19 protein-coding genes are annotated in these 23,424 nt (G+C 67.8%); 6 read left to right on the plus strand and 13 right to left on the minus strand.

Features of this window, described 5'->3' with window-relative positions; all coding sequences use genetic code 11:
- Window positions 1-220: 220 nt before the first annotated feature.
- A complete protein-coding gene (locus VFY73_RS00050) occupies window positions 221-1,201 on the minus strand; it encodes an alpha/beta hydrolase (RefSeq protein WP_329715850.1) in 981 nt (326 codons plus the stop codon).
- A 60-nt stretch (window positions 1,202-1,261) separates the two neighbouring features.
- Window positions 1,262-2,275 (minus strand): glucokinase, encoded by a 1,014-nt coding sequence (gene glk, locus VFY73_RS00055; RefSeq protein ID WP_329715851.1) that lies wholly within the window; start codon window positions 2,273-2,275, stop codon window positions 1,262-1,264.
- 306 nt (window positions 2,276-2,581) lie between these two features.
- Between glk and VFY73_RS00060 the strand changes: the two genes are divergently transcribed.
- The 4 genes from VFY73_RS00060 (at window position 2,582) to VFY73_RS00075 (ending at window position 5,689) form a co-directional block, all read left to right on the plus strand.
- The gene (locus tag VFY73_RS00060; protein ID WP_329715852.1) at window positions 2,582-3,202 is read left to right on the plus strand and encodes a lysophospholipid acyltransferase family protein; all 621 of its coding nucleotides are present in this window, start codon (window positions 2,582-2,584) and stop codon (window positions 3,200-3,202) included.
- 7 nt (window positions 3,203-3,209) lie between these two features.
- Window positions 3,210-4,190: a phosphatidate cytidylyltransferase gene (locus tag VFY73_RS00065; protein WP_329715853.1), complete on the plus strand. Its 981-nt coding sequence runs from the start codon at window positions 3,210-3,212 to the stop codon at window positions 4,188-4,190.
- 16 nt (window positions 4,191-4,206) lie between these two features.
- Window positions 4,207-4,764, plus strand: coding sequence for a crossover junction endodeoxyribonuclease RuvC (gene ruvC / locus VFY73_RS00070; RefSeq protein WP_329715854.1), 558 nt, complete (start codon window positions 4,207-4,209; stop codon window positions 4,762-4,764).
- Between the two features lie 217 nt (window positions 4,765-4,981).
- Window positions 4,982-5,689 carry a dienelactone hydrolase family protein gene (locus tag VFY73_RS00075; protein WP_329715855.1) on the plus strand — a complete coding sequence of 236 codons (708 nt, stop codon included), beginning with the start codon at window positions 4,982-4,984 and terminating at the stop codon, window positions 5,687-5,689.
- Between the two features lie 10 nt (window positions 5,690-5,699).
- Here the strand turns inward: VFY73_RS00075 and VFY73_RS00080 are convergent, their stop codons facing one another.
- The 4 genes from VFY73_RS00080 to VFY73_RS00095 are packed head-to-tail and all read right to left on the minus strand — an operon-like array spanning window position 5,700 to window position 13,315.
- On the minus strand, window positions 5,700-7,415 hold the full coding sequence (locus tag VFY73_RS00080; protein ID WP_329715856.1) for an ArnT family glycosyltransferase: 1,716 nt from the start codon (window positions 7,413-7,415) through the stop codon (window positions 5,700-5,702).
- A gap of 36 nt (window positions 7,416-7,451) precedes the next feature.
- On the minus strand, window positions 7,452-8,852 hold the full coding sequence (locus VFY73_RS00085; protein ID WP_329715857.1) for an efflux transporter outer membrane subunit: 1,401 nt from the start codon (window positions 8,850-8,852) through the stop codon (window positions 7,452-7,454).
- Window positions 8,852-12,034 (minus strand): efflux RND transporter permease subunit, encoded by a 3,183-nt coding sequence (locus VFY73_RS00090; protein WP_329715858.1) that lies wholly within the window; start codon window positions 12,032-12,034, stop codon window positions 8,852-8,854. The genes VFY73_RS00085 and VFY73_RS00090 overlap by 1 nt, the downstream gene beginning before the upstream one ends.
- Window positions 12,035-12,049: 15 nt before the next feature.
- Complete coding sequence (locus VFY73_RS00095; RefSeq protein ID WP_329715859.1) at window positions 12,050-13,315, minus strand: efflux RND transporter periplasmic adaptor subunit; 1,266 nt, start codon at window positions 13,313-13,315, stop codon at window positions 12,050-12,052.
- A 308-nt stretch (window positions 13,316-13,623) separates the two neighbouring features.
- Between VFY73_RS00095 and VFY73_RS00100 the strand changes: the two genes are divergently transcribed.
- On the plus strand, window positions 13,624-14,325 hold the full coding sequence (locus VFY73_RS00100; RefSeq protein ID WP_329715860.1) for a TetR family transcriptional regulator: 702 nt from the start codon (window positions 13,624-13,626) through the stop codon (window positions 14,323-14,325).
- On the opposite strand, the gene VFY73_RS00105 is transcribed toward VFY73_RS00100, so the two are convergent.
- From VFY73_RS00105 to VFY73_RS00125, 5 genes are all read right to left on the minus strand, one after another.
- Window positions 14,252-14,437, minus strand: a complete 186-nt coding sequence (locus tag VFY73_RS00105) for a hypothetical protein (RefSeq protein ID WP_329715861.1) — start codon at window positions 14,435-14,437, stop codon at window positions 14,252-14,254. The two genes, VFY73_RS00100 and VFY73_RS00105, sit on opposite strands and share 74 nt — an antisense overlap.
- A gap of 241 nt (window positions 14,438-14,678) precedes the next feature.
- Complete coding sequence (lpxC, locus tag VFY73_RS00110; protein WP_329715862.1) at window positions 14,679-15,614, minus strand: UDP-3-O-acyl-N-acetylglucosamine deacetylase; 936 nt, start codon at window positions 15,612-15,614, stop codon at window positions 14,679-14,681.
- A gap of 47 nt (window positions 15,615-15,661) precedes the next feature.
- Window positions 15,662-17,668 carry a sensor histidine kinase gene (locus tag VFY73_RS00115; protein WP_329715863.1) on the minus strand — a complete coding sequence of 669 codons (2,007 nt, stop codon included), beginning with the start codon at window positions 17,666-17,668 and terminating at the stop codon, window positions 15,662-15,664.
- Entirely contained in the window at window positions 17,661-18,308 is a 648-nt protein-coding gene (locus tag VFY73_RS00120; protein WP_329715864.1) for a response regulator transcription factor, read from the minus strand. The genes VFY73_RS00115 and VFY73_RS00120 overlap by 8 nt, the downstream gene beginning before the upstream one ends.
- 35 nt (window positions 18,309-18,343) lie before the next feature.
- Complete coding sequence (locus VFY73_RS00125; protein ID WP_329715865.1) at window positions 18,344-19,792, minus strand: wax ester/triacylglycerol synthase family O-acyltransferase; 1,449 nt, start codon at window positions 19,790-19,792, stop codon at window positions 18,344-18,346.
- Between the two features lie 99 nt (window positions 19,793-19,891).
- On the opposite strand from VFY73_RS00125, the gene VFY73_RS00130 reads away from it, so the two are divergent.
- Entirely contained in the window at window positions 19,892-20,146 is a 255-nt protein-coding gene (locus tag VFY73_RS00130) for an acyl-CoA-binding protein (RefSeq protein WP_329715866.1), read from the plus strand.
- Between the two features lie 177 nt (window positions 20,147-20,323).
- Here VFY73_RS00130 and VFY73_RS00135 read toward each other — a convergent pair whose 3' ends face one another.
- Together VFY73_RS00135 and VFY73_RS00140 are read right to left on the minus strand one after the other, a co-directional pair.
- On the minus strand, window positions 20,324-21,472 hold the full coding sequence (locus tag VFY73_RS00135) for a carbohydrate-binding protein (protein WP_329715867.1): 1,149 nt from the start codon (window positions 21,470-21,472) through the stop codon (window positions 20,324-20,326).
- Between the two features lie 238 nt (window positions 21,473-21,710).
- Window positions 21,711-23,276: a carbohydrate-binding protein gene (locus VFY73_RS00140; protein WP_329715868.1), complete on the minus strand. Its 1,566-nt coding sequence runs from the start codon at window positions 23,274-23,276 to the stop codon at window positions 21,711-21,713.
- Between the last annotated feature and the right edge of the window lie 148 nt (window positions 23,277-23,424).

The raw sequence follows: 23,424 nt of genomic DNA on the forward strand, positions 1-23,424 counted from the left end.
AACGCCCTCGAATCGCTCACTCCACCAGAGGCAATCCACGCAACAGCGAACCATCAAATCCCGCGAGACGCCCAAACATGGGGCGTACTTCGCCGCCAAGACGAGTGTAGTGTGACTACATATTTGTGATTTCGCCACAAACAAGGCACAGGCTTTCCCTGACGAGCGCTTTCAGCGCTTGCCAAAGTCGAGGACCAACAGGGGAAACAGGAAAGGCAGGTCAGGCCGGCAGCAGCCAGGCCAACGCGGGGCCCAGGCGGGCCCGCCACGCACGCTCGTGGTGGTCGGCGCCGGGGAAGACCCGGCTTTGCAGGTCGATGCCACGCCGGTAGCCGCGCGCCACGGCCAAGGCGTCGACCGCACGTTGGTGCGGCGCATACAACGCGTCGAGGTGACGATCGCCGTGATCGAAATACAGCCGATGCCGACCCGCCGGCGGCAAGGCCTCCGCCAGCCAGGCGCGGCCAGCTTCAGCGATCGACCCCAACCGCGGGTCGCCGCCGCGCCGCAGCAGCGCCGGGTTGATCGACAAGGGCCAATGGGTCGACAGCCCGCCCGCCGCACCGAAGACCTCGGGGTAGGCAACCAGCGCATTGAGCGCGATCAACCCACCCATGCTCGAGCCCATCACGGCCGTATCGGCCAAGCCGCGCCGCGTGCGATAGCGCGCATCGATGGCGGGCTTCAATTCATCGACAAGGAAGCGCAGGTAAGCGTCGGAGAGGGCCTCGAATGGCTCGCCAGGCAGGTGGCCGCCACAGGTCGCCACGGAGTACAGCGGTGCCGGCAGACGCCGCAGCGCCGCCGCGGGTGCGTATTCGGCGTAGCGCCTTTCGGTGCTCCAGATGCCGACCACGATCGTCGGCCGCATCCGGCCAGCCAGCATCTGCGCCGTCACGTGATGGCCAACCGCCCACGGGTGGCCCGCCGCTGCCGTGGCCGGGTCGAAAAGCTGCTGGCCATCGTGCATGTAGAGCACCGCATGCGGCCCAGCCTCGGGCTCGTCATAGCCCGGCGGCAGCCAGACATCGACCCGGCGGGGCGCAACGTGCCGCGAGGGCCAGGCGCCGAAACATTCGAAACGGCCCCCCGCGTCCGGCGCAGCGGTGGACCATGCGGCAAACGGATCGTCGACCCCCACTACCCGCTCGCACCAGTCGGCCCAGCGGTTCTTCAGTGCAGCCGGCAAGCGCCCAAGCACGGCGTGGCCCGTCAGCCCAACCTGGACTTCATGAAGCCTGCCCGGTGCATCGGCGCTGCATCAACAACCCGTCTCTTGCTCGATCGCCGCGGCCGCACCGATGAGCGCGACCAGCGTGTCGGTGATCAGCGCGGTGGGAATGGCCTCGAGGTAAGCCCGGAACCGCCCCTTGGCTTCGAACCGCGCGCGAAAGGCCGACGCAAAGAAACGCTCTTCCATGCGGGGCACGATACCGCCTCCGATGTAGATGCCGCCGCGTGCACCGAGCACCAGTGCGACATTGCCGGCAAAACCACCGAGCAGCGAGCAAAACGCATCGAGGCTGCGGCTGGCCGCTTCGTCAGCGCCCGCCAGGCCGCGGTCCATGATCTGCTCGGCAGTCCAAGGCTCAGCCACCGGCCGGCCCAGTACCTCCGCCACCGCACGGTGCAGCACCGGCAACCCGATGCCTGACAGCAGCCGCTCGGCCGACACGTGGTCGAACGCCTTGCGCACGGCACGCAAGATCTCGGATTCGAAATCGTCGCCCGGCGCCAGCGTGCTGTGCCCACCCTCGCCTGCCAGCGCCTGCCAGCCTTGCGGTGTCTGCACCACGCCGCCCACGCCGAGGCCGGTGCCCGGGCCGATCACCGCCAGCGTGCCATGCGGCTGCGGCAACGCGCCATGCGGACGCAACTGGCCCGCGCCGAGGTGCGGCAAGGCCAGCGCCAGCGCTTCGAAGTCGTTCAACACCTGCAGCCCCTGCAAGCCCAACTCGTCTTGCAGGGCCTGGCGCGAAAACGTCCAGTGACTGTTGGTGAAGGACACCCGGTCGCCGACCACCGCCGTCGCGACCGCGATCGCCGCCTGGCGCGGTGCAGAGTAGGCCGAACCCAGCTCGGCCGACAGGCCCGCCAGGTACGCGCGCGCCGCGTCGGCAGGCGCCGGGTAGCCAGGCACGGCCAGCTTCTTCACATGGGCGGCGGCAGCGCCCGGCGCCGCCAACCAGCCGAAGCGGGCGTTGGTGCCGCCGATGTCGGCGACCAGCCGCGGGTACGACGATGCGGCATCAGGCAACGGGGTGGCGGCACTCACCGGCGCCTCCCGCCATTTGAAGGAGCAAGGGCCTGCGCGGCCGCGCGGGGAAGAAGACAGATTTGCACGTGTTGTTTTCCAGCCGGGTTGAGCACCTCACGACCCCGCCCCACGGGCACAGCAGGTCACGCCAGTGCAGTCTCAAAATGACAAGGTAGCAAAACTACATTGTCGCCGCAAGCGAATGAACCCCTTCATACCTATGTGGCAGACGTTGTCTCGTAATCGAAGTACAGGGTCATTTTCTGCAAATGTCGGAAAATCGCTAGAACGGCGTCACTTACAAACCGGCTACCATTGCCCGCCATGACCCGTGCCGATTTGATGGGCCGGCTGCTGGCCTTCGTCGCGCGCCTGATCACCGGGGCGCAGGGGCACTGGAAAGGCTGCCCGCCCGAGGCGCTTCAGCGCATCTACTTTGCCAACCACCAGAGCCACCTCGATTGGGTGTTGATCTGGGCGGCCTTGCCGGGCGAATTGCGTGCCCACACCCGGCCGATCGCCGCCAAGGACTATTGGACCGCGTCACCATTCAAGCACTGGCTGACGCGCGAGGTCTTCAACGCCGTCTACGTGAACCGCCAGCGCACCGACGACCAGGATCCGCTGGAGCCGCTCGTGCAGGCGCTGCAGGCCGGCGACTCGCTGGTGATCTTTCCCGAAGGCACCCGCAGCCACCGCGGCGAGCCGCAGGCCTTCAAGAGTGGGCTGTACCACCTGGCGCAGCAGTTTCCGCAGGTGCAACTGGTGCCGGCCTGGATCGACAACGTGCAGCGGGTGATGCCCAAGGGCGAGGTCGTGCCGGTGCCGATCCTGTGCACGGTCACGTTCGGTGCGCCGCTGTCGCTGAAGCCAGACGAAGACAAGCGCGAGTTCCTGGCCCGCGCGCGCGACGCCGTCGTCGCGCTGCGCCCGCTGGTGCTGTGAGCCGAGCATGCTGAAGACCCTGCGCAACCTCAGCAGCGAACAGCAGGTCGGCCTGCTGTTCATCATCCTGTTCGGCGTGCTGCTGGCGGTCACCATCGGTGCGCTGCTGGTCAGCCTGCAAGACCGGCCCTCGGTCTGGATCAAGCGCTACGAGCGCTTCAAGCGTGACCTGCGGGCCGTGTGGGTCGGCGCGGTGGTGTTCTGGCTGGCGTGGATCTCGGGCCCGGTCGGCGCCACGCTGTTGTTCGGCGTTTTCTCGTTCCTGGCGCTGCGCGAGTTCATCACACTGAGCCCGACGCGGCGCAGCGACCACCGCAGCCTGCTGCTCGCGTTCTTCATCGTGCTGCCGGTGCAGTACGTGCTGGTGGGCAACCGCAACTTCGACCTCTTCTCGGTCTTCATCCCGGTCTACGTGTTCCTGGCGATTCCGGTGATCAGCGCGCTGGCCGGCGACCCCGAACGCTTCCTGGAGCGCAACGCGACCATCCAGTGGGGCATCATGGTCTGCGTCTACGGCCTGTCGCATGCGCCGGCGCTGCTGCTGCTGAATTTCCCGCGGGTCGAAGCAGGCCGCGGCGCCTTCCTGGTGTTCTTCCTGGTGATGGTGACGGCCGTCGCGCAGATCACACAAGAAGGCTTCAGCCGCTGGCTGCGCCACCGGCCGCTCGCGCGCCAGATCAGCCGCTCGTTCTCGGCCCGCGCCTGGGCGCTGGGCACGGTGACGGGCGGGCTGGCCGGTGGGCTGCTGTTCTGGATCACGCCGTTCAAACTGCCGCAGGCCATCGTGATGGCACTGATCGCCGGCGGCGCCGGCACACTGGGCGAGTTCGTGATGAAGGCCCTGAAGAAGGACGCCGGCGTCGCCTACTGGGGCAACCAGGCCGCCGTGACCGGAGCCGTCGGCCTGCTCGACCGGGTCGCGCCGCTGGCCTTCGCGGCGCCGGTGTTCTTCCACTCGGTGCGCTGGTACTTCAGACTGTCGCCATGAGCCGGGCCGCAATGACATGACCCGCGTGTTGGGCATCGACCCCGGCCTGCAATGCACCGGCTTCGGTGTCGTCGAGCAAGAGGGCAGCAAGCTGCACTACGTGGCCAGCGGCACGATCCGCACCACCGGTGCAGGCATTGCCCAAGGTGACCTGCCGGCGCGGCTGAAGATCATCTTCGACGGCGTGCGCGAAGTCGCCGAGCGCTACCAGCCCACCAACGCGTCGGTCGAGATCGTCTTCGTCAACGTCAATCCGCAGAGCACGCTGCTGCTGGGCCAGGCGCGCGGTGCCGCATTGACGGCGCTGGTGACCGCGGGCCTGCCGGTGGCCGAGTACACCGCGCTGCAAATGAAGAAATCGGTCGTCGGCCACGGCCATGCGGCCAAGTCGCAGATCCAGGAGATGGTGATGCGGCTGCTGAGCCTGCCCGGCCTGCCGGGCAAGGACGCGGCCGATGCACTGGGGCTGGCGATCACCCACGCGCACGCCGGTGGCTCGTTCGCGGCGATGGCCCAGGCCACGGCCTTGAACCGGCGCACGCACGCACAGTTCCGCAAAGGCAGGACCTATTGAACTGTGGCCCCCACGCTCCCTTCCGGTCGCTGCCCTGCAGGCCGCGCCGAGCCGGAAGCTCGGCCCTTCGGCAGGCACGAACAGTCCTCAGGACTGTTCATGTCCCGCCTCAGCCCCCCACGGGGGCTCGCGCAGCGGACCGGCAGAGCCGGATCCGCGCACGCCACCTGAGGGGCGGCGGCTCCTGCGGAGCGCCACGTACAGCAAGGACATTCCCATGAACAACCCGCCCGTGACCACCCAATGGATCGACGTGCCCAGCAGCGACGGCAGCTTCGGCGCCTACCTCGCGCTGCCGCCGGCAGGTCGCGGGCCGGGCTTGCTGTTGCTGCAGGAGATCTTCGGCGTCAATGAACACATCCGCGGCGTGGCCGAGCAGTACGCGCTGGCCGGCTTCGTCGTCACCGCGCCCGACCTGTTCTGGCGCAAAGGCGCGCGCATCGAGTTGGGCTACGAAGGCGATGACCGCCAGCGCGCCGACCGGCTGATGAGCACGATCCAGACCGAAGCGGTGGTGCGCGACATGCAGGCCACGCTGGCCACCTTGCGCACGCGGCCCGAATGCAGCGGCAAGGTCGGTGCGATCGGCTACTGCATGGGCGGGCGGCTGGCCTACACCGCGGCGGCGCTCTGCGATGTCGATGCCGCGGTGGCCTACTACGGCGGACGCATCCAAGACCAGCTGCACCTGGCCGCACAGATCAACTGCCCGATCCAGTTCCACTACGGTGAACGCGACGACCACATCCCGCTCAGCGCGGTCGAGGCAGTGCGCGAAGCTGTCGTCGACAAGGACGCCGAGATCCACGTCTACGCCGGCGCGCAGCACGGCTTCAACTGTTGGAGCCGGGCCAGCTACAGCCCGGCCAGCGCCGCATTGGCGCACGGCCGCAGCCTGGCGTTCCTGGCACAACAGTTGTTCTGAAGCCCGCGGTTTAACGCGCCGGCGCCTGTGTCGGTGTGCGACCGGCTGCCTGCGCCATCACCGGCTGCGGCGCCAGCTCACCCTGCCACAGCTCCAGATGCAGCGAGCGCCCGGGTGACTGCTTGACATCGGCCACCGCCAGACGCTGGGGCGGGCCGTCCAGTGCGGCGCGCAGGGCGGCGTCGGGCGGACCATCACTGACGATCAACAGCGGCACGGGGCGATCGGCCGCTTGCACCGGCGACGTCAACTGGAAGTGGTTGTGCGCCGGCTTGCCGGCATCCCGCCAGGCCAGCCAGCGTGGCGGATGCTTGCGCCAGGCGTAGCTGCCGTTCGCCAGCACCGCGCGATCGCTGCCCAGCACCACCGGCGTCGGGCCCTCCATGCCGGCCTCGGCTTGCCGCTGCTGCCAGAAGCCATCGGCCGCGGGACGCAGCTGGTTGAAGGCCTCGTCCCAACCGCGCATCCGGGCCCAGACATCCAGCTGCCGCGGCAGCGGCCGGTGCAGCGCCTGCGCCAGGTCGTTGGCCAAGGTCACGACGCCGATCAACAAGACCTGCAAGGCAAGCGCGACATACCAGCCCCGCAGGCGCCGGTGCGGCTGCTCGGCCTGCAGCCACAGTGCGACGCCGAGCACCAGGCCGATCAGCGCCGGCGCGGTCCAGTTCGGCTGGGCCCGCGCATGCAACGACTGCACCACACCGATCAGCAGCAACGGCCCGCTCAGCCAAGCGGCTGCCAACCAGGCTTCGCGTCGCGTGGCGCCGCTGAGGCTGGGCTGCCAGAAGGCAGCACCCAGTGAGGGCGACTTCGCACCGCGCCAGCGCCAGACCATTGCCCATGGCGCAACCACCGGCCCCAACAGCAACGTCAGGCCGCCCAGGTACAGGCCGAGCGTCGCCCACATCGGCGCCGAGCGCGCGCCGACGGTGATCTCGGCGGTGTGCCGCAGCGTCGGCCAGTCGTGCGCCGCATTCCAGGCCAGGTTCGGCATGACGCACAGCAGCGCCACGGCCGATGCCAACACCAGCCCCCGCGCCGTCGACATGGCGCGCGGCACGGTGCGCGGCACGGTCCACAACAGGCCCAGCGCCGAGACGGCGAATGCGGCCATCGTGTATTTCGACATCAGGCCAAGGCCGCCCCACAGGCCCAGCCACAGCCAATCGCGCCGCCGCCCATCGCGCCACACGCGCCACAGTGCGCCCGAGGCCAATGCCCACGCCAGCAGCAGCGGTGCATCGGTCGTCGCCGCCATGCCCAGCAGGCCAGCCACCGGCGAGGCGATGAACAACAGCGCCGCCAGCCGGCCGCCACGTTCGGGCCACGCCGCCGCGTGGGTCGACACGTCGGCCAACACCTCGCTGACCCAGCGGAACAGCACCCAGGCCGTCAGCGGGTAGCACAGCATCGCCAGCGCCTTGACACCGAGGAGGCCATCGCCGAGCACCTGGGTCGACAACGCGATCAGCGCGGCGATCATCGGCGGCTTCGAGTAGTAGCCCCAATCCAGCGCCTTCGACCAGGCCCAGTACTGCGCCTCGTCCACATGCAGGCCGGCATTCACATGCACCACCACCCAGGCCCTGGCGACGGTGATGCCGATCAAGGCCAGTGCCAAGCCCAGCAGCAACGCGTGATCGTTTCCCCAGGCGCCCAGCCAACTGGAGGGCTTGTCATCGGCCCGGCCCTGGCAACGGCCGGCGGTACCGCAGCGTGAACCCATTTCTTTTCCCTTCTTGTTCTCCCGGCGCGTGCCCCGTCAGGACGCTGCACGCTCCTCACCACCGAGCGCCTTGTAGAGCGCCAGGCGGTTCAGCAATTCACCCAATCTCGCCAGCACCAGCGCCTGGTCGGCCGCGGCCAGCGAACGTTCGCTGTCCAACAGCTCGATCAGATTCGCGGCACCGCCTTCGTAGCGCATGCGCGTCAGGCGCAGCCGCTCGCGTTCGCCGGTCTGCAGCGTCTGCTGCGCACTGACCTGGTCGCGCCACGTCGCCTGCGCGACCAGCGCGTCGGCAGTCTCGCGAAAGGCCGACTGGATCGCCTTCTCGTACTGCGCCACCGCGATGTCGCGGTTGACCTCGGCCACCTTGACGTTGGCCTGGTTGCGGCCGGCGTCGAAGATCGCCAGCGCGGCATTGCCCGCCAGCGTCCAGGCGAACGTGCCCGACTCGACCAACCCTCGCAGCGTGTCGCTGACGACACCCGCGCTGCCGCTCAAGGTGATACGCGGGAACATCGCGGCGCGCGCCGCGCCGATGTTGGCGTTGGCGGCGATCAGCGTCTGCTCGGCCTGGATCACATCGGGCCGGCGCAGCAGCAGCTCCGACGACGCACCGGCCGGCACGGCAGCCAGCGCATCGGTGCTCAGCGGCGCGCCGGCGGTCGGCAGGCTGTCCGCCGTCACCGGTTGGCCGACCAGCAACGCAAGCGCATTGGCGTCCTGAGCGGCCAGGCGCTCCAGCTGCGCCACGCTGGCCTGCGCCTGCGCGAGCAGGCCACGCGTGCCGTGCAGCTCGACATCCGACGCGGCACCGACGTTGACCCGCAACTCGCTCAGCTTCAGCGTCTGCTCACGCCCGGCCAGCGTCTGCCTGGCCAACGCGAGTTGTTCCTGGTCGGCCGCCAGCGTGAACCAGGTCGCGACGACCTGTGACACCAGGGCCAGCCGGGCCGCGCGGCTGCCGGCTTCGGTGGCCAACAGGTTCGCCGCAGCGCTGCCGCTGACGTTGCGCACCCGGCCGAACAGATCCAGCTCATAGCTGGTGACCTGCAGGCCGGCCTGGAACGTGTTCACCTGATCGTCGGTCGTCGTGCTCGGCGCCCGTGCGGCATTGATCGCCGCCGCCACGGTGGGCCAGCGGTCGGCATCGGCCAGGCGCAGTTGGGCACGGCTGCGCTCGATGTTCAGCATCGCGACGCGCAAGTCGCGGTTGTTGGCCAGCGTCTGCTGGACCACCTTGCGCAGCCGCTCATCGCGCAGCAGCTCGTTGATGGCCGGCAAGGCGTCGCCAGTCGCGGCACCTGCGGGCAATACGCCGGGCACCGGCAGGCCGGGGCGTTCGTAGCCCGGTGCGAGGTTGATGCAACCAGCGAGCAACGCCGCCGACAACAACAGCGGCCCGGCCGCCGCCCGCTGAACGAACAGATGGCGGCTCATCATTGGCCCTCCTTCTTGTGGTGCAAGGCTTCTTCGGCCGCCGCGTCGGTCTTCGCCGACGAGATGTGCGTGGCGTGGTGCAGCACGTGGCCGCCCGGGAACAGTCGGCGGATCACGACGAAGAACACCGGCACCAGAAGCACCGCGAGCACCGTCGCCGTCACCATGCCGCCCATCACGCCGGTGCCGATCGCACGCTGGCTGGCCGAGCCGGCCCCCGACGCGATCGCCAGCGGCAGCACACCGAGGATGAAGGCGAACGATGTCATCAAGATCGGCCGGAAGCGCAGATGGCAGGCCTCCAGGGTCGCCACCAGCAGGCTCTTGCCTTCAGCCTGCAAGTCTTTCGCGAATTCGATGATCAGGATCGCGTTCTTTGCCGACAGGCCGATGATCGTGATCAATCCGACCTTGAAATACACGTCGTTCGGCATGTCGCGCATCCACACCCCGGCCAGCGAACCGACCACGCCGAGCGGCACGACCAGCAGCACGGAGACCGGGATGCTCCAGCTTTCATACAACGCGGACAGGCACAGGAACACCGCCAGCATCGAGAACGCAAGCAGGATGGTGGCCTGCGCGCCGGAGAGCTTCTCTTCGCGCGACTGGCCAGTCCATTCGAAGCCGAAGCCGGGCGGCAGCTGGGCCGCGAGCTTCTCCATCTCGGCCATCGCTTCGCCGGTCGAGACACCCTGCGCCGCATCACCGGCGATCTTCATCGCCGGGTAACCGTTGTAGCGCACGGTCTGCAACGGGCCTTCGACCCACCGCGTCGACGCGAACGCCGACAGCGGCACCTGCTGGCCCTTGTTGTTCGGCGCGTAGAGCTTCAGGATGTCTTCCGGCTGCATGCGCGTCGATGCTTCAGCCTGCACGATCACGCGCTGCAGACGGCCGGCGTTCGGGAAGTCGTTGACATAGGTCGAGCCGAGCGCGGTGGCGAGCACCGAGCCGATCGTGTCGAAGCCAACGCCGAGCGCCGCCGCCTTCTCGCGGTCGATGTCCAGCTGCAGCTGCGGGGCATCCTCCAGCCCGTCGGGCCGCACGCCTTGCAGCAGCTTGCTCTTCGAGGCCATGCCCAGCATCTGGTTGCGCGCGGCCAGCAGTGCCGCGTGACCCATGCCGCCGCGGTCCTGCAGGCGGAAGTTGAAGCCGGTCGCGGTGCCCAGCTCAGGAATGGGCGGCGGCGACAGCGGAAAGATGAACGCGTCGCGAATGCCCATCAACGCACCGAAGGCCTTGCCAGCCAGCGTCTGCGCGCTGTGCTCCTGGCCCTTGCGCTCTTCCCACGGTTTCAGCGGCACGAAAGCCAGGCCCGCGTTCTGGCCGGAGCCCGAGAACGAGAAGCCGAGCACGCCGACGACCTTGTCGACCTCGGGCTGCGCCAGGAAGAATTTCTCGACTTGGCTCATCACCGCTTCGGTGCGCGTCTGCGACGCGCCCGGCGGCAATTGCACGTTGACGATCAGGTAGCCCTGGTCTTCGTTCGGCAGGAACGAGGTCGGCAGGCGGTTGTACATCAGCACGACCGCCGCGATGATCACGCCGTACAGGCCGAGGAACCAGGTCGCACGAGGCAGGATGCGCGCCACCACCGACTCGTAGCCCTTGGCGGTGCGCTTGAAGCTGCGGTTGAACCAGCCGAAGAAGCCCTTCTTCTCGTGGTGTCCGGCCGGCACCGGCTTGAGCAGCGTGGCGCACAGCGCCGGCGTCAGCGACAGCGCCATGAAGGCCGACAGCAGCATCGACGACACCATCGCGAGCGAGAACTGGCGGTAGATGTTGCCGACCGAGCCGCTGAAGAACGCCATCGGCACGAACACCGAGACCAGCACGACGGTGATGCCGATGATCGCGCCGGTGATCTGGCCCATCGCCTTGATCGTCGCGTCGCGTGGGCTCAGACCCTCTTCGGCCATGATGCGCTCGACGTTCTCGACCACGACGATCGCATCGTCGACCAGGATGCCGATAGCCAGCACCATGCCGAACAGCGTCAGCACATTGATCGAGAAGCCCAGCGCCAGCATCACCGCGAAGGTGCCGGTCAGCGCGACCGGCACGACGATGGTCGGGATCAGCGTGTAGCGGATGTTCTGCAGGAACACCAGCATCACGACGAACACCAGCGCGATCGCCTCGACCAGCGTCTTGACCACTTCTTCGATCGAGATGCGGACGAACTTCGAGCTGTCGTACGGGATGTCGTAGCCCATGCCCTCGGGCATGTAGGCCTGCAGCTCGCTCATGCGCTTCTTGATCGCGGTGGCTGTGGCCAGCGCGTTGCCGGTGGGCGCGAGCTGCACGCCGATGCCGTTGGCGGTCACGCCGTTCAGCCGCGCCGAGCTGGTGTAGGCCTGGCCGCCGAGCTCGATGCGGGCGACGTCTTTCAGCCGCACCGTCCCGCCGTCGGTGTTGCTGCGCACGATGATGTTGCCGAACTGCTCGATGCTGCTCAGCTGGCCGTTGACAGTGATCGTCGCGTACATCGTCTGGCCGCTGGCCGCCGGCAGGCCGCCGATCGTGCCGGCCGAGACCTGCAGGTTCTGCGCCCGGATCGCTGCATTCACGTCCGCCGTCGACAGGCCGTAGCCAACCAGCTTGGCCGGGTCGACCCAGATCCGCATCGCACGCTCGGTGCCGAACAGGATGGCCTGGCCGACGCCAGGTACGCGCAGCAGCTCGGGCACGATGTTGCGCGCCGAGTAGTCGCCCAGCGCCACCGGGTCGTGCGCCGGGTTGGTCGAGCTGACCATCACGAACAGCAGGAAGTTCGCGCGCGCCTTGTCGATGCGTACGCCTTGCTGCACCACCGCGGCCGGCAGCCGCGGCGTTGCGCGTGAGAGCCGGTTCTGCACCTCGATCTGCGCGATCGAGACATCGGTGCCGGGCTCGAAGGTCGCCGTGATGTTGCCGGTGCCGGTGGCATCGGCACTGGACTCCATGTAGATCAGGTTCGGCGCGCCGTTGAGCTCCTGCTCGATGACCGACAGCACCGAGTCCTCCAGCACCTTGGCCGAGGCGCCGGGGTAGGCGGTGGTGATGACGATGGCCGGCGGCGCGACGCTGGGGTACTGCGCGACGGGCAGCCGCGTGATTGCCGCCGCGCCGATGACGACGATGAACAGCGCGATGACCCAGGCAAAGATGGGCCGATCAATGAAGAAACGGGAATTCATTCGGTCACCCCGGCATCAGCGGCTGGCCGCCGAAGCGGGGGCGAGGGCCGGGGCCTGGACCGGGGCAGAAGCCGGTGCGGCCGCAGCGCCGGAGGCCGCACCGGGCGGCGTCCAAGGCACTGGCGCCACCGGCGCCTTCGGCCGGATCTTCTGGAAACCGTCGACCACCACCTGCTCGCCGGGCTTCAAGCCGCCGAGCACCACCCATTGCGTGCCTTGCGTGCCACCGAGCTGGACCGGGCGCGGCGAGACCTGGTGGTCGGCGCCGACGACCATCACCGTGTCACCACCGGCACCACGCGTGACCGCCTGCTGCGGCAGCAGCATCGCGCCATGGCTCTTGGCCTGGTCGACCTTGACCTTCACGTAAAGGCCCGGCAGCAGCTCACCCTTCGGGTTGGGCACTTCGGCCCGCAACGTCACCTGGCCGCTGGTCGGGTCGACGGTCAGGTCGGCGAACAACAGCTTGGCCGGCAGCGGGTATTCGCTGCCGTCGTCCATCACCAGGCGAGCCTGGGCGCCCTGCGCCGATTGCAGCTTGCCGCTTTCGAAGGCGCGCTTCAGGCGCAACGCCTCGGTGGCCGATTGCGTGATGTTGACGTAGAGCTTGTCGGTCTGGTGGATCGTGGCCAGCAGCGTCGCCTCGGCCTGACTGACCAGTGCGCCTTCGGTGACGAGCGCGCGGCCGATGCGGCCGGCGATCGGTGCCTGCACCGCCGCATAGTCGACGTTCAGGCGTGCTTGGGTGACCGCGGCCTTCGCGGCCGCCGTGTCGGCCAGCGCCTGCTTGTGGGCCGCCTGGGTGGCGACCCAGTCCTGCTGGCTGATCGCGCGGGCCTCGGCGAGCGGGCGATTGCGTTCGAGCAGCGCGCTGGCTTGCGCAAGGCCCGCTTCGGCCTTGGCCTGGGAGGCCAACGCACTGTCCAGCGCGGCGCGGTAGGCCGAGTCGTCGATGTGGAACAGGCTCTGGCCCTGCTTCACCACGCTGCCTTCTTCGAACAGGCGCTGCTTGACCACGCCGGTGACCCGCGCGCGCACCTGCGCCGTGCGCCAGGCCTCGAGCCGGCCCGGCAACTCGGTCGCGATCGTCACGCCCGCCGGCTGCACGGTGATGACGCCCACCTGCGTCGGCGGCATCTGGCCACCGCCCGGACCACCCTGCCCACCGGCGTTGCCGCAGGCCACCAGGAACGTGGCCACGGTCGCCGACAAGGCCAGCGCCGGCACGGCGCGAAGGCGCGGGAAGTCGGCTGGGTGAGCAAGGGGCTTGGCAACGTCCATGTGATTCCTTAAGGCAAAGGCCTCGAAGCTGGCCTTTGGCAACAGAGTTCTGGGGCGACGAACGGGGAGCGCCGGGTTCGACACGGCCGAGCACCATCGACGGGCGACACCGGCACCCGGATTGCCCGCGCGTGACGGCTGCGGGCAACTACCCGGTCTGGGGCGGCGCAGTATACATACAATCACGAATGTATGTTCATACTCCGATGCACCCGTTGCCGCGACAATCCGACCCGGCATTCGCGCCGAGTGCGAAATATGCCTAGGCAATCAATTTCCTCGCTGGCCTAGGGCCTTTCCCCTACCTCATGGTTCGCCGTACCAAGGCCGATGCACTGGCCACCCGCCATCAGATCCTTGACGCCGCCGAGGCAGAGTTCCTCGCCCGCGGCGTGGCCCACACCCGTCTGCAGGACGTGGCGGCCGCCGCCGGTGTGACACGCGGGGCGATCTATTGGCACTTCCAGGACAAGGCCGAGCTGTTCAACGCGATGATGGAACGGGCCTTCCTGCCCTGTGAGGGCGCGGCCGAACGCGCGCTGGCGGTGGCCGGCGACGACCCGCTGGCGCAGCTGCATGAAATGGCCGTGGCACCGCTTCGCGTCCTGGCGGAGAGCGAGCAGGTGCAGCGCGTCTTTCGCATCGCGATGCACCAGACCGAATACACCGCCGAGCTGGCCCCGGTGCAGGAGCGCTACCTCGAAGGCAGCGGCGAGTTCCAACAGCAGTTGGCCGAAGCACTGCAGCGCGCTGACGCCCTGGGCTGGTTGCGGCCCGGGCTGACGATCAAGGCCGTCGCGCTGGGATTGTTCGCACTGGTCGACGGGCTGATGCATCACTGGACGCTGAGGCCCGGTGGCTTCGATCTGGTGGTGTGCGGCGAAGCCGCCGTGCGCGCCTATGTGGACGGGCTGCGCGCCGCCCTGCCGCAAGCGCCTACAACAGCAGTGCCAGCCGCTCCAGCACCAGCACCGCCAGCGCCCCGATCCCGGCGAGCACCGTCCACTTGACGATCACCAGCCCACGCCGCCGCCAGACCGGGTCACGCGTCGCGACATAAGTGGCCAGGCACAACAAGCCCGCCAACAGCAGCAGGCCGAACAGCAATCGAAAGATCATCATGCGGTGAGCTTAGCGTGCGCAGGCGGGCACCACGCGACGCCCCGCATTCCCGGGCGCGCGCAGCGCCGGCCCTTCAAGTGGCGTGCGCGGATCCGGCTTCACCGGTCCGCTGCGCCAGCCCCCTCGGGGGGGCTGAGGCGGGACATGAACAGTCCTGAGGACTGTTCGTGCCTGCCGAAGGGCCGAGCTTCCGGCTCGGCGCGGCCTGCAGGGCAGCCCCGGGAGGGGCGTGGGGGCTCAATCACCATGCCGGTGCCAACTCGGCAAACCCGGCGGGCGCGCGGTCCTCATCATCGAAGGTGATGTATTCGTAGGCGCTGGCATCGGCCAGAAGCTTGCGCAGCAGCTTGTTGTTCAGTGCGTGGCCGCCGCGGAACGAGGTGTAGGCAGCCAACAGTGGCGCACCGGCAATGTAGAGGTCGCCGATCGCGTCGAGGATCTTGTGCTTGGCGATCTCGTCGTCGTAGCGCAGGCCATCGCTGTTGAGCACGCGGTAGTCGTCGATGACGATCGCGTTGTCCATGCTGCCACCCAGCGTCAGGCCGCGCGAGCGCATCGCCTCGACGTCTTTCGTGAAGCCGAAGGTGCGGGCGCGAGCGATCTCTTGCTTGTAGCGGCCCGAGCCCATGTCGAAGGTGACCTCCTGGCCGGTCGCATCGACCGCCGGGTGGTTGAAGTCGATCTGGAAGGTCAGCTTGAAGCCGTGGTACGGCTCGAGCTTGGCCCACAGCAGCCTGGGGCCCTCGCCCTCGCGCACCTCGACGGTCTTCTTGACCTTCAGGAAGCGCTTGGGCGCGTTCTGCAGCTCGATGCCGGCGCTTTGCAGCAGGAACACGAAGCTGGCCGACGAGCCATCGAGGATCGGTACCTCGTCGGCAGTGATGTCGACGTACAGGTTGTCCAGCCCGAGCCCGGCGCAGGCCGACATCAGGTGCTCGATCGTCTGCACCTTGGGCCCGCCAGGCTGGCCAGCGGGCGAGATCGTCGACGCCATGCGGGTCTCGCTGACCGAGTCGAAGCGCACCGGGATGTCGACCGGGGTCGGCAGGTCGATACGGCGAAACACGATGCCGGTGTTCGGTGCCGCCGGGCGCAGCGTCATCTCGACCTTCTGGCCGCTGTGCAGCCCCACGCCAACGGCGCGGGTCAGGGATTTGAGGGTGCGTTGCTTCAGCATGGGCAGGGTCAGGCCCGTTTTTGGGCAACGGGAGCCCGAATTGTCCTTCAGGGCCGGGTTCCCCGCTGTAAAGGAAGGTCAAGCGTCACGCGCGTGCCACGTCCGGCGACGCTGTCGATGCTCAGGCGCCCACCCAGACGCGCCGCGCGCTGCACCAAGTGGCGCAGGCCCCGGCCTTGGTCGACCAGCGCGACATCGAAGCCGCGGCCATCGTCTTCGACCAGCACCTGCACCTGGTCGTCGCCGGCCAGGCGCGTGGCGATGCGCACAGTGCGCGCAGCCGCGTGCTTCAACACATTGGTCAACACCTCCTGCACGATGCGCAGCACCTGCAGCGCATCGGGCGGGTTCAGCCAGTGCAGCGGCGGCAGGTCGTCGACCTCCCACTGCATGCGCAGGCCAGCCGCTTCCAGGCGCCGACCGAGCCGGTGGCGCAGCGAGGCCAGCAGCGTAACCAGGTCGTGCTCGATCGGCTCCAGCGAATCGATCACCAGCCGCAGGTCGTCGACGCATTCGCGCAGCAGCGCGGCCACGGCGCCTTGCTCCAGATTGCCCTGCTCGGCCAGCACCAGCGTCGACATCAGCGTCGAGCCCAGCCCGTCGTGCATGTCGCGCATCAGGCGCTGGCGCTCGATCAGCAAGGCCTGCTCGCGTTCGATCAGCCGCAGCCGCTCGTGGTTGGCGCGCAGTTCGGCCTCGCGCACCGCCAGCCGCGCTTCCAGCCCGGCATTGACGCGCTCGGCCTGGTCGATCGCCACGGCGTAGCGTGTCTGCACCGCGAACAGGAACGACAGCAGCACCAGGATGGTGGCGAACGGCAGCAGGTAGACCGACTCGATCGACACCTTGCCGGCGATCAGCAACAGGTCATGGGCCCCGAGCACCTCGGACAGCCACAGCGTCACGACGATGACCCGGAACTCGATGCGCCCGCCGCGCCAGGCCACGATCGTCAGCCAGGTCGTCACGATGAACGCGACGATCGCGTTGACCAGGTGCTGCTGCACCAGCGACGACAACGGTGACCACTCGAACGGCATCGTCAGCAGTGACATCGCGACGACGAACACCACCAGCGCCCGCTCGACCCGTGGGTAGCTGCGCGAATCGAAACGGAAGGCGAACAGGTAGATCAAGATCATGACCCACGACAAGGACGCGTTGGTGGCCCACCAGAACCAGGTGTAGGCCACCGGGTCGGCCGGCATGTCGATGAAGTAGTGCAGGCTGCGCAGCGTCCACACCACCGAGCTGAAGAAGAACAGCAAGTAGGCCTGCCCGCGCCGGCGGTGCAGCCAGTAGACCAGCGCGAACAGACCCAGCGCCAGGAAGGTCAGTGAACCCACTTCGGGCGCCGTCAGCTGCAGCGCCCGGCGCCAGCTGTCGCGCGCCGCCAGCGTCTCGCGCGGGCCGACGTCGATGCGCGAGACGCGGTGCTGGCCGGTGTCGTAGCGCACCAGCCCGATCGCCAGCCGCAAGGTGCTGCCCGCGGGCGGCGCCGCGCCGAGATCGACGAAGACCGGCCGGTTCCACTGTTCGCGCCAGCGATCGGCGCCATCCCAGATCAGCCGCCAATGGTCCTGCTCGTGCTGGATGACCTGCACCGCACCGCCGGTGATGCGCGGCACGTACAGCGCGAGCGCACCCTCGACGCCCGGCGGCACCACATAGTCCACGCGGTACCACCAGACGCGCAGCGGGCGCGGCTGCGCCTGAGCCGGCAAGTCGGGCCGGCGCGCTTCGTGCAATGGCAATGACACGCTGCGCCAGGCCGCCGCATCGGTCGGATCGGGTGCATCGACCTGCGGGCGCGGGCGCCCGTCGCCCCGCATCTGGTTGGCCTGGAAGGGGCGCGAATGCAGCCAGGCCTCATGGAACTGGCGATCGGCGACGTCGCTGACTGGCAGGCTGGAGCGCGCCAGCAGCCCCAGGCCCACGGCCAGCAGTGCGAGCACTGCCAGCGCCCACGCCCCGCGCATGCGCCAGTTTCGGCTGTGCTCTGCGCGATCGCCGGCCGCCGGGTCGGGCGAGCCGCCGACACCCAGTTCAGTCACGCACCAGCCCGAGCTTGCGGGCCTCGTAGATGGCTTCGGTCTTCGAATGCACCTGCAGCTTGCGGTAGCTGCGCTTGACGTAGGTCATCACCGTGTGGCGCGAGACGCCCAGCATGCGGGCGATTTCCTCGAAGCTGAAACCCTTGGCCGAGTAGGTCAGGACCTGTCGCTCCTGGGGCGACAGCAGCGCGTCACCATCGAGCGCCGGTGTCGGGTCAGGGGTCAGGCGCTGCAGAAGGCGCCGCGCGATCACCGGGCTGATCGGGCTGCCGCCGGCGTGCAGCGTGCGGATCTGCTCGGCCAGGTCGGCCGGGTGCGCATCCTTCAGCAGATAGCCGGTGGCGCCGGCCTCGAGCGAGGCCATCACGTGCGGCTCGTCGCCAAAGATGGTCACCACCATCACGTCGGTGCCAGGCAGGTGGCTGTGCGCATAACGGATCAGCTCAATGCCACTGCCGCTCGGCAGCCCCAGGTCGACCAGCAGCACGTGCGGCTTCAGTTCACGCAGCAGCAGCAAACCCTGCGGCAGATCGGACGCAGTACCGACCAGGTGCAGATCCGGCGCGCTGCCGACCACCGACGCAAACGCGGCGCGAAAGCGCTCGTCGTCTTCCACGATCAGTACGGAGACAGGGTCCATCGTGGCGCCGCGAGGGTGTGAGAAATGATGCGAGCTTACTCGCCCCAGGGCAGCATCAGCGACAAGTACAGCAGCTTGTCGAACTCGGGTTGGAAGCGGGCAACGATGTCGTCCGGGTCGGGACACAGCGCGTCGTCCGTGATCAGGCCGAACTGCACGCCGCCGGCGTAGCTGAGGATGCTGACGCCGACGCCGATGTCGCCGCTGGCCGGCACCCAGAACATCGTCTGCTTGATCGTGCGGCCGCAGAACTTCATCGGCTCGCGCGGGCCGGGCACGTTGGTCATCACCGCGGTCGCTTTTTTCGCGAACAGGTTCAGCAGTGCGGCCTGCATCGGCTTGATCAGCAACCCCGCGACGGCCAGCAGCGCGAACGCCATCACCGGTTGGTAGCCGCCCTTCAGCTCGCTCATGCGGGCCCGCACCGCGCCCAGGCGCTCGACCGGATTGGCAATGCCCACCGGCAGCACCAGCGGCACCAGGCCGAAGCGGTTGCCCAGCTTCCAGGCCTGGTCGAGCGGACGCAGGTTGACCGGCACCATCGCGCGGATCTCCTTGCCGGCCGGGTCGTCGCCATGCGCGCGCAGGTGCTCGCCGATCGCGCCGGCGACGCAGGTCAGCAGGATGTCGTTGATCGACGCGCCGAAGGCCTGGCCGACGGCCTTGACCTCTTCGAGCGGCATCGGCTCGCCCCAGGCGACCACCTTGCCAGGCGTGGCCTTGCCTTTCAGCCGGGTGGGCGAATCGTCAGGCATCAGTGCCATCGCCGCGGCGTCGCTGATCAGCTGGTAGCCGGCGCGGGCCACGTCCATGCCGCCGGCCAGTGGCTGCACCGGGTTGGCCATCAGCTCGACCGACTTGGCCATGCCGTCGCCATACAGCCCGATGGCCTTGATCGTCAGCTCGGTGACGGGTTTGAGCAGCGCGTCGGCAAACCAGTCGAACTCGGCATCCGGGTCCTCGCCGTTGCCGCCGCGCTTCTTGCGCTCGGGCGGAGGCTTGCCGCCGTCGGTGATCGACAGCATCACCGAGATCAACGAGATGCCGTCACCGATGCAGTGGTGGATGCGGGTGATGATCGCGCTGCGGCCGGTCTCCAGCTCTTCCACCAGGCGCAGCTCCCACAGCGGGCGGGTCGGATCCAGCGGCGTCGCGGCCAGCACGCCGACGCGGGCCTTCAGCGCCTCGACCGGTGACTGGCCCGGTGCCATCGACAGGTGTTCGGCCACCACGTGCTGGGTGATGTCGAAGCTGCCGTCCTCGACCCAGTGGGCGCCCATCGCGTCCTCGACCACCTTCTGGCGAAAGCGGCTGTATTTCAGCAGGCTGCCCTCGACACGCTCGCGCAGGTCGGCCAGGCTCAGCGTCGGCTCGACCAGCCAGACCCCGACGATCATCATCAGGTTGGCCTCGGTGTCCATGCGCAGCCAGGCGGTGTCGACGCGCGACATGCGCTCGGTGGTGACGGTGGGGCTGGCGGACATGGAAAGCTCCCTCTACGGATTCGGCTTGTCGTATCGACGATGCTGGGTAACATCCCAGCCCGTCAATTCTGCTTTACCTTTACCCCAGGAGGCACCGCCATGGCAGACCTGAAGGCCCAGTTCGAGACCGCTGTCGCCGAGAGCAAACAGTTGCCCGAAAAGCCGGACAACATGACCCTGCTGAAGATCTATTCGCTGTACAAGCAGGCCACCGCGGGCGACGTGGAGGGCAAGCGCCCCGGCTTCACCGACATGGTCGGTCGCGCCAAGTGGGATGCGTGGAACGAGCTCAAAGGCAAGTCCGCCGACGAGGCGATGCAGGACTACATCGACCTGATCGAATCACTGAAGTAAGAACAAAGCCGGGCCCATGCCCGGCTTTGTTTTTGGGCTGGACTGGAAAGTCCCGCCCTCAGAGGCGCTCCGTAGGAGCCGCCGACCCTCAAGTGGCGTGCGCGGATCCGGCTCGGCCGGTCCGCTGCGCGAGCCCCCTCGGGGGGCAGCCCGCCGGAGCGGGCGTGGGGGCACCAATCACAGCTTGGTGATTTTGAGCCAGTTGATGTTCCAGCCGCCCGCCAGTGCCTTGATCGCGATCTGCTGTTGACCTGCCGACAGGTTCACGTTGTGCGAGATGGTGGTCCAGTTCTGCCAGCCGCCGGTACGAGGCACGCCGAGCGAGCCGTAGACCTGCGTGCCGCCGGCACGTTCGAGCTGCAAGGTGCCGCCACCATTCAGGCTGGCCACGCGGTACTCGACCTTGTAGGTCCCGCTGCTGGGCAGGTTGACGTCCCAGACGATCCAGTCGTTCGGGTCGATCCAGCCAACGTTCTGGCCGCCTTCCGAACAGGCCTCGGTCGCGATGCCCATCATGTTGGCGTAAGCCTCGGCCTGGATCGTGGTCGAGAAGCCGCCGGACACCTTCTGGTAGACCCGCACGTAGTCGACGTACATCTTGGCGGGCAATTTCGATTCGTCGATGTTGAAGCCCGGCCAGTTGCCGCCCACCGCCATGTTCAGCAGGAAGAAGAAGTCCTTGTGGAACTCGTCGGTGCCGCCGGCGCTGTTGGTGATGTCGATGACGTGGTACTGGCGGCCGTCGATGAACCAGCGGATGAAGTTGGCGTCCCACTCGACCGCGTAGACGTGGTAGCCCGTGACGCCACCGGCGTTGGTGTGGCCGCCGTAAGAGGCATAGCTGCCGTTGTCGGCCTGCCAGTGCACCGTGCCATAGATGTCGGCCTCGGTGTTGACATGCTCCATGATGTCGATCTCACCGGAGGCCGGCCAGCCGACCTGGGTGATGTTGCTGCCGAGCATCCAGAACGCCGGCCAGGTGCCCATCGACGAAGGAATGGCGATGCGCGCTTCCATGCGCCCGTATTTCCAGCTCTTGCGCCCTTGCGTCTTCATGCGCGCCGAGGTGTAGCGAAAGCCGCCGTAGTCCTGCCGCTTGGCGGTGATCACCAGCGCGTTGTTCTCGATCGTCGCGTTCTCGCGCCGGTAGTACTGCAGCTCGTTGTTGCCCCAGCCGCCCAAGCCATTGCCGGTCTCGAACACCCAGTCCGGGCCGATGCTGCCGTTGAACTCGTCCTGCCAGACCAGTTGCCAGCTCTGGGCGAAAGCCAGCTGGCCGCCGAACAGCGTCAGCAGGAACAGAAACAAACCTCTGACTCTCCTCATCACTGTCTCCACGTGTCGTCTCTTCGAACGCCCTGTCTCAGGGCAACCCGACCGAGATGCCAGCAACGTTTCCCTCATGTTTTTCGATCCCGGCCGCGAGTCGATCCTAGCGTTGCATGCCTGACCGTGAAAGCGCTTTCCACCTAGGCAAAGCCCGTAAGGGTGTGCCATGAAGAACGGGCGCCTCGGCGCCCGTTCTTGTGCCCGGCGGGTCGCCCATGCGGCCCGCACCGGGGGGTCATTGGCTGATCTTCAGCCAGTTCAGGTTCCAGCCGCCGGCCAGCGCCTTGACCGCGATCTGCTGCTCGCCCGCAGGCAGCGTGACGTCGTGGCTGATCGTGGTCCAGGTCTGCCAGCCGCCGGAGCTCGGCACGTCGAGCGCACCGTAGATCGGCGAGCCACCGGCCTTCTCCAGCTGCAGCTTGCCGCCGCCGTTCTGGCTCGCCACGCGGTATTCAACCTTGTAGGTGCCGGCGCTGGGCAGGTTCACGTTCCAGACCATCCAGTCGTTGGCATCGATCCAGCCGACGTCCTGGCCACCTTCGGAACACGCCTCGGTCTGGACGCCGGACATGTCCGAGTAGGACTCGGCTTCGATCGTCGTCGAGAAGGCACCCGCCAGCGGCGCACCCATCTTGAAGGTCGCCGCCTTCTTCGCGGTGTTGGTGCCGGCCTTCTTCACGAACAGCAGCGCGTCTTTCTGGCGGATGTAGTGGCCCGGCAGGTTGTAAGCCTCGAATGAGCTGGCCGAGGCATTCGACAGGCCATTGCGCTTGTAGAAGGTGGCCGTTTCCTTGAAGCCTTGCGAGCCGTCGTTCGTGTCGAGCCACAGCTCGCCGTTGCGCTGGTGCAGGTAACGCTCGGGGAAGTTCTGCGACTGAAACGACACGCCAGCACCGGCCAGGCCCGGCACCAGCTTCCAGTTGCCGTCCTGATAGGGCGTCACGTTGGCGGCCTTGTCGATGCGGCCGCGGCTGTTCTGGTGGCGGATCACCTTCGGCGTGCCGTCCAGCGCCCACGAGTTGTAGGTGCCGGTGTCGTTGCCCTTCTGGTAGACGCGCACGTAGTCGACCAGCATGCGTGCAGGCAGCTTCGACTCGTCGATGTTGAAACCGGGCCAGTTGCCGCCGACAGCCATGTTCAGCAGGATGAAAAAGTCCTTGTGGAACTCTTCGGTGCTGCCGGTGCCATTGGTGATGTCCATCACGTGGTACTGCACGCCGTCGACGAACCACTTCATCGCGTTGGCGTCCCACTCGACCGAGTAGACGTGGTAGTTCTGCGGCGTGGTGTTCGTGTGGCCGGTGTAGGACGCATGGCTGCCATCGGCGGCGGCCCAGTGCGGCGTGCCGTAGATGGTCGCCTCGGTGTTGATGTGCTCCATGACGTCGATCTCGCCCGAAGCGGGCCAGCCGACCTGGCCGATGTTGCTGCCGAGCATCCAGAACGCGGGCCACAGGCCCGAGCCGAGCGGCACCGAGATGCGCGCCTCGATACGGCCGTATTTCCAGCTCTTCTTGCCCTGCGTCTTCATCCGCGTCGAGGTGTAGCGGAAACCGCCGAAGTCTTCGCGCTTCGCGGTGATGACGAGCGCACCGTTCTCGACCGTCGCGTTCTCGCGCCGGTAGTACTGCAGCTCGTTGTTGCCCCAGCCGTTGGTGCCGTTGCCGATCTCGAAGACCCAGTCGGGGCCGATGCCGCCTTCGAACTCGTCCTGCCACACCAGATTCCAGCCCTGCGCGAAGCCGAGCGTGGAGGTGAACAGGAAGGCGAAGAACAGGAACAGGCTGCGTACTCTCCTCACGATGGATCTCCTGGTCTTGTGAATGGAACTGGTTCCAGCGCAGGGTAACGCCTTGGTGGGGAACAGGTGTTGCCGAACGTACGCGCCGCGCCCTGCCTACGGCCCAAACCGCGAACGCAGCAGCGGACGCTCAAGGGCGTTCGCCGCC

The sequence above is a fragment of the Ideonella sp. genome, assembly GCF_036277275.1.
In the GTDB taxonomy this organism is placed as follows: domain Bacteria; phylum Pseudomonadota; class Gammaproteobacteria; order Burkholderiales; family Burkholderiaceae_C; genus Ideonella.

Excerpts from the sequence above, each read along its gene's own strand:
- VFY73_RS00060 (WP_329715852.1), top strand. The coding sequence starts at position 2,582 with ATGACCCGTGCCGATTTGATGGGCCGGCTGCTGGCCTTCGTCGCGCGC.
- VFY73_RS00065 (WP_329715853.1), top strand. The coding sequence starts at position 3,210 with ATGCTGAAGACCCTGCGCAACCTCAGCAGCGAACAGCAGGTCGGCCTG.
- ruvC (WP_329715854.1), top strand. The coding sequence starts at position 4,207 with ATGACCCGCGTGTTGGGCATCGACCCCGGCCTGCAATGCACCGGCTTC.
- VFY73_RS00075 (WP_329715855.1), top strand. The coding sequence starts at position 4,982 with ATGAACAACCCGCCCGTGACCACCCAATGGATCGACGTGCCCAGCAGC.
- VFY73_RS00080 (WP_329715856.1), bottom strand. The coding sequence starts at position 7,415 with ATGGGTTCACGCTGCGGTACCGCCGGCCGTTGCCAGGGCCGGGCCGAT.
- VFY73_RS00085 (WP_329715857.1), bottom strand. The coding sequence starts at position 8,852 with ATGAGCCGCCATCTGTTCGTTCAGCGGGCGGCGGCCGGGCCGCTGTTG.
- VFY73_RS00090 (WP_329715858.1), bottom strand. The coding sequence starts at position 12,034 with ATGAATTCCCGTTTCTTCATTGATCGGCCCATCTTTGCCTGGGTCATC.
- VFY73_RS00095 (WP_329715859.1), bottom strand. The coding sequence starts at position 13,315 with ATGGACGTTGCCAAGCCCCTTGCTCACCCAGCCGACTTCCCGCGCCTT.
- VFY73_RS00100 (WP_329715860.1), top strand. The coding sequence starts at position 13,624 with ATGGTTCGCCGTACCAAGGCCGATGCACTGGCCACCCGCCATCAGATC.
- VFY73_RS00105 (WP_329715861.1), bottom strand. The coding sequence starts at position 14,437 with ATGATGATCTTTCGATTGCTGTTCGGCCTGCTGCTGTTGGCGGGCTTG.
- lpxC (WP_329715862.1), bottom strand. The coding sequence starts at position 15,614 with ATGCTGAAGCAACGCACCCTCAAATCCCTGACCCGCGCCGTTGGCGTG.
- VFY73_RS00120 (WP_329715864.1), bottom strand. The coding sequence starts at position 18,308 with ATGGACCCTGTCTCCGTACTGATCGTGGAAGACGACGAGCGCTTTCGC.
- VFY73_RS00125 (WP_329715865.1), bottom strand. The coding sequence starts at position 19,792 with ATGTCCGCCAGCCCCACCGTCACCACCGAGCGCATGTCGCGCGTCGAC.
- VFY73_RS00130 (WP_329715866.1), top strand. The coding sequence starts at position 19,892 with ATGGCAGACCTGAAGGCCCAGTTCGAGACCGCTGTCGCCGAGAGCAAA.
- VFY73_RS00135 (WP_329715867.1), bottom strand. The coding sequence starts at position 21,472 with ATGAGGAGAGTCAGAGGTTTGTTTCTGTTCCTGCTGACGCTGTTCGGC.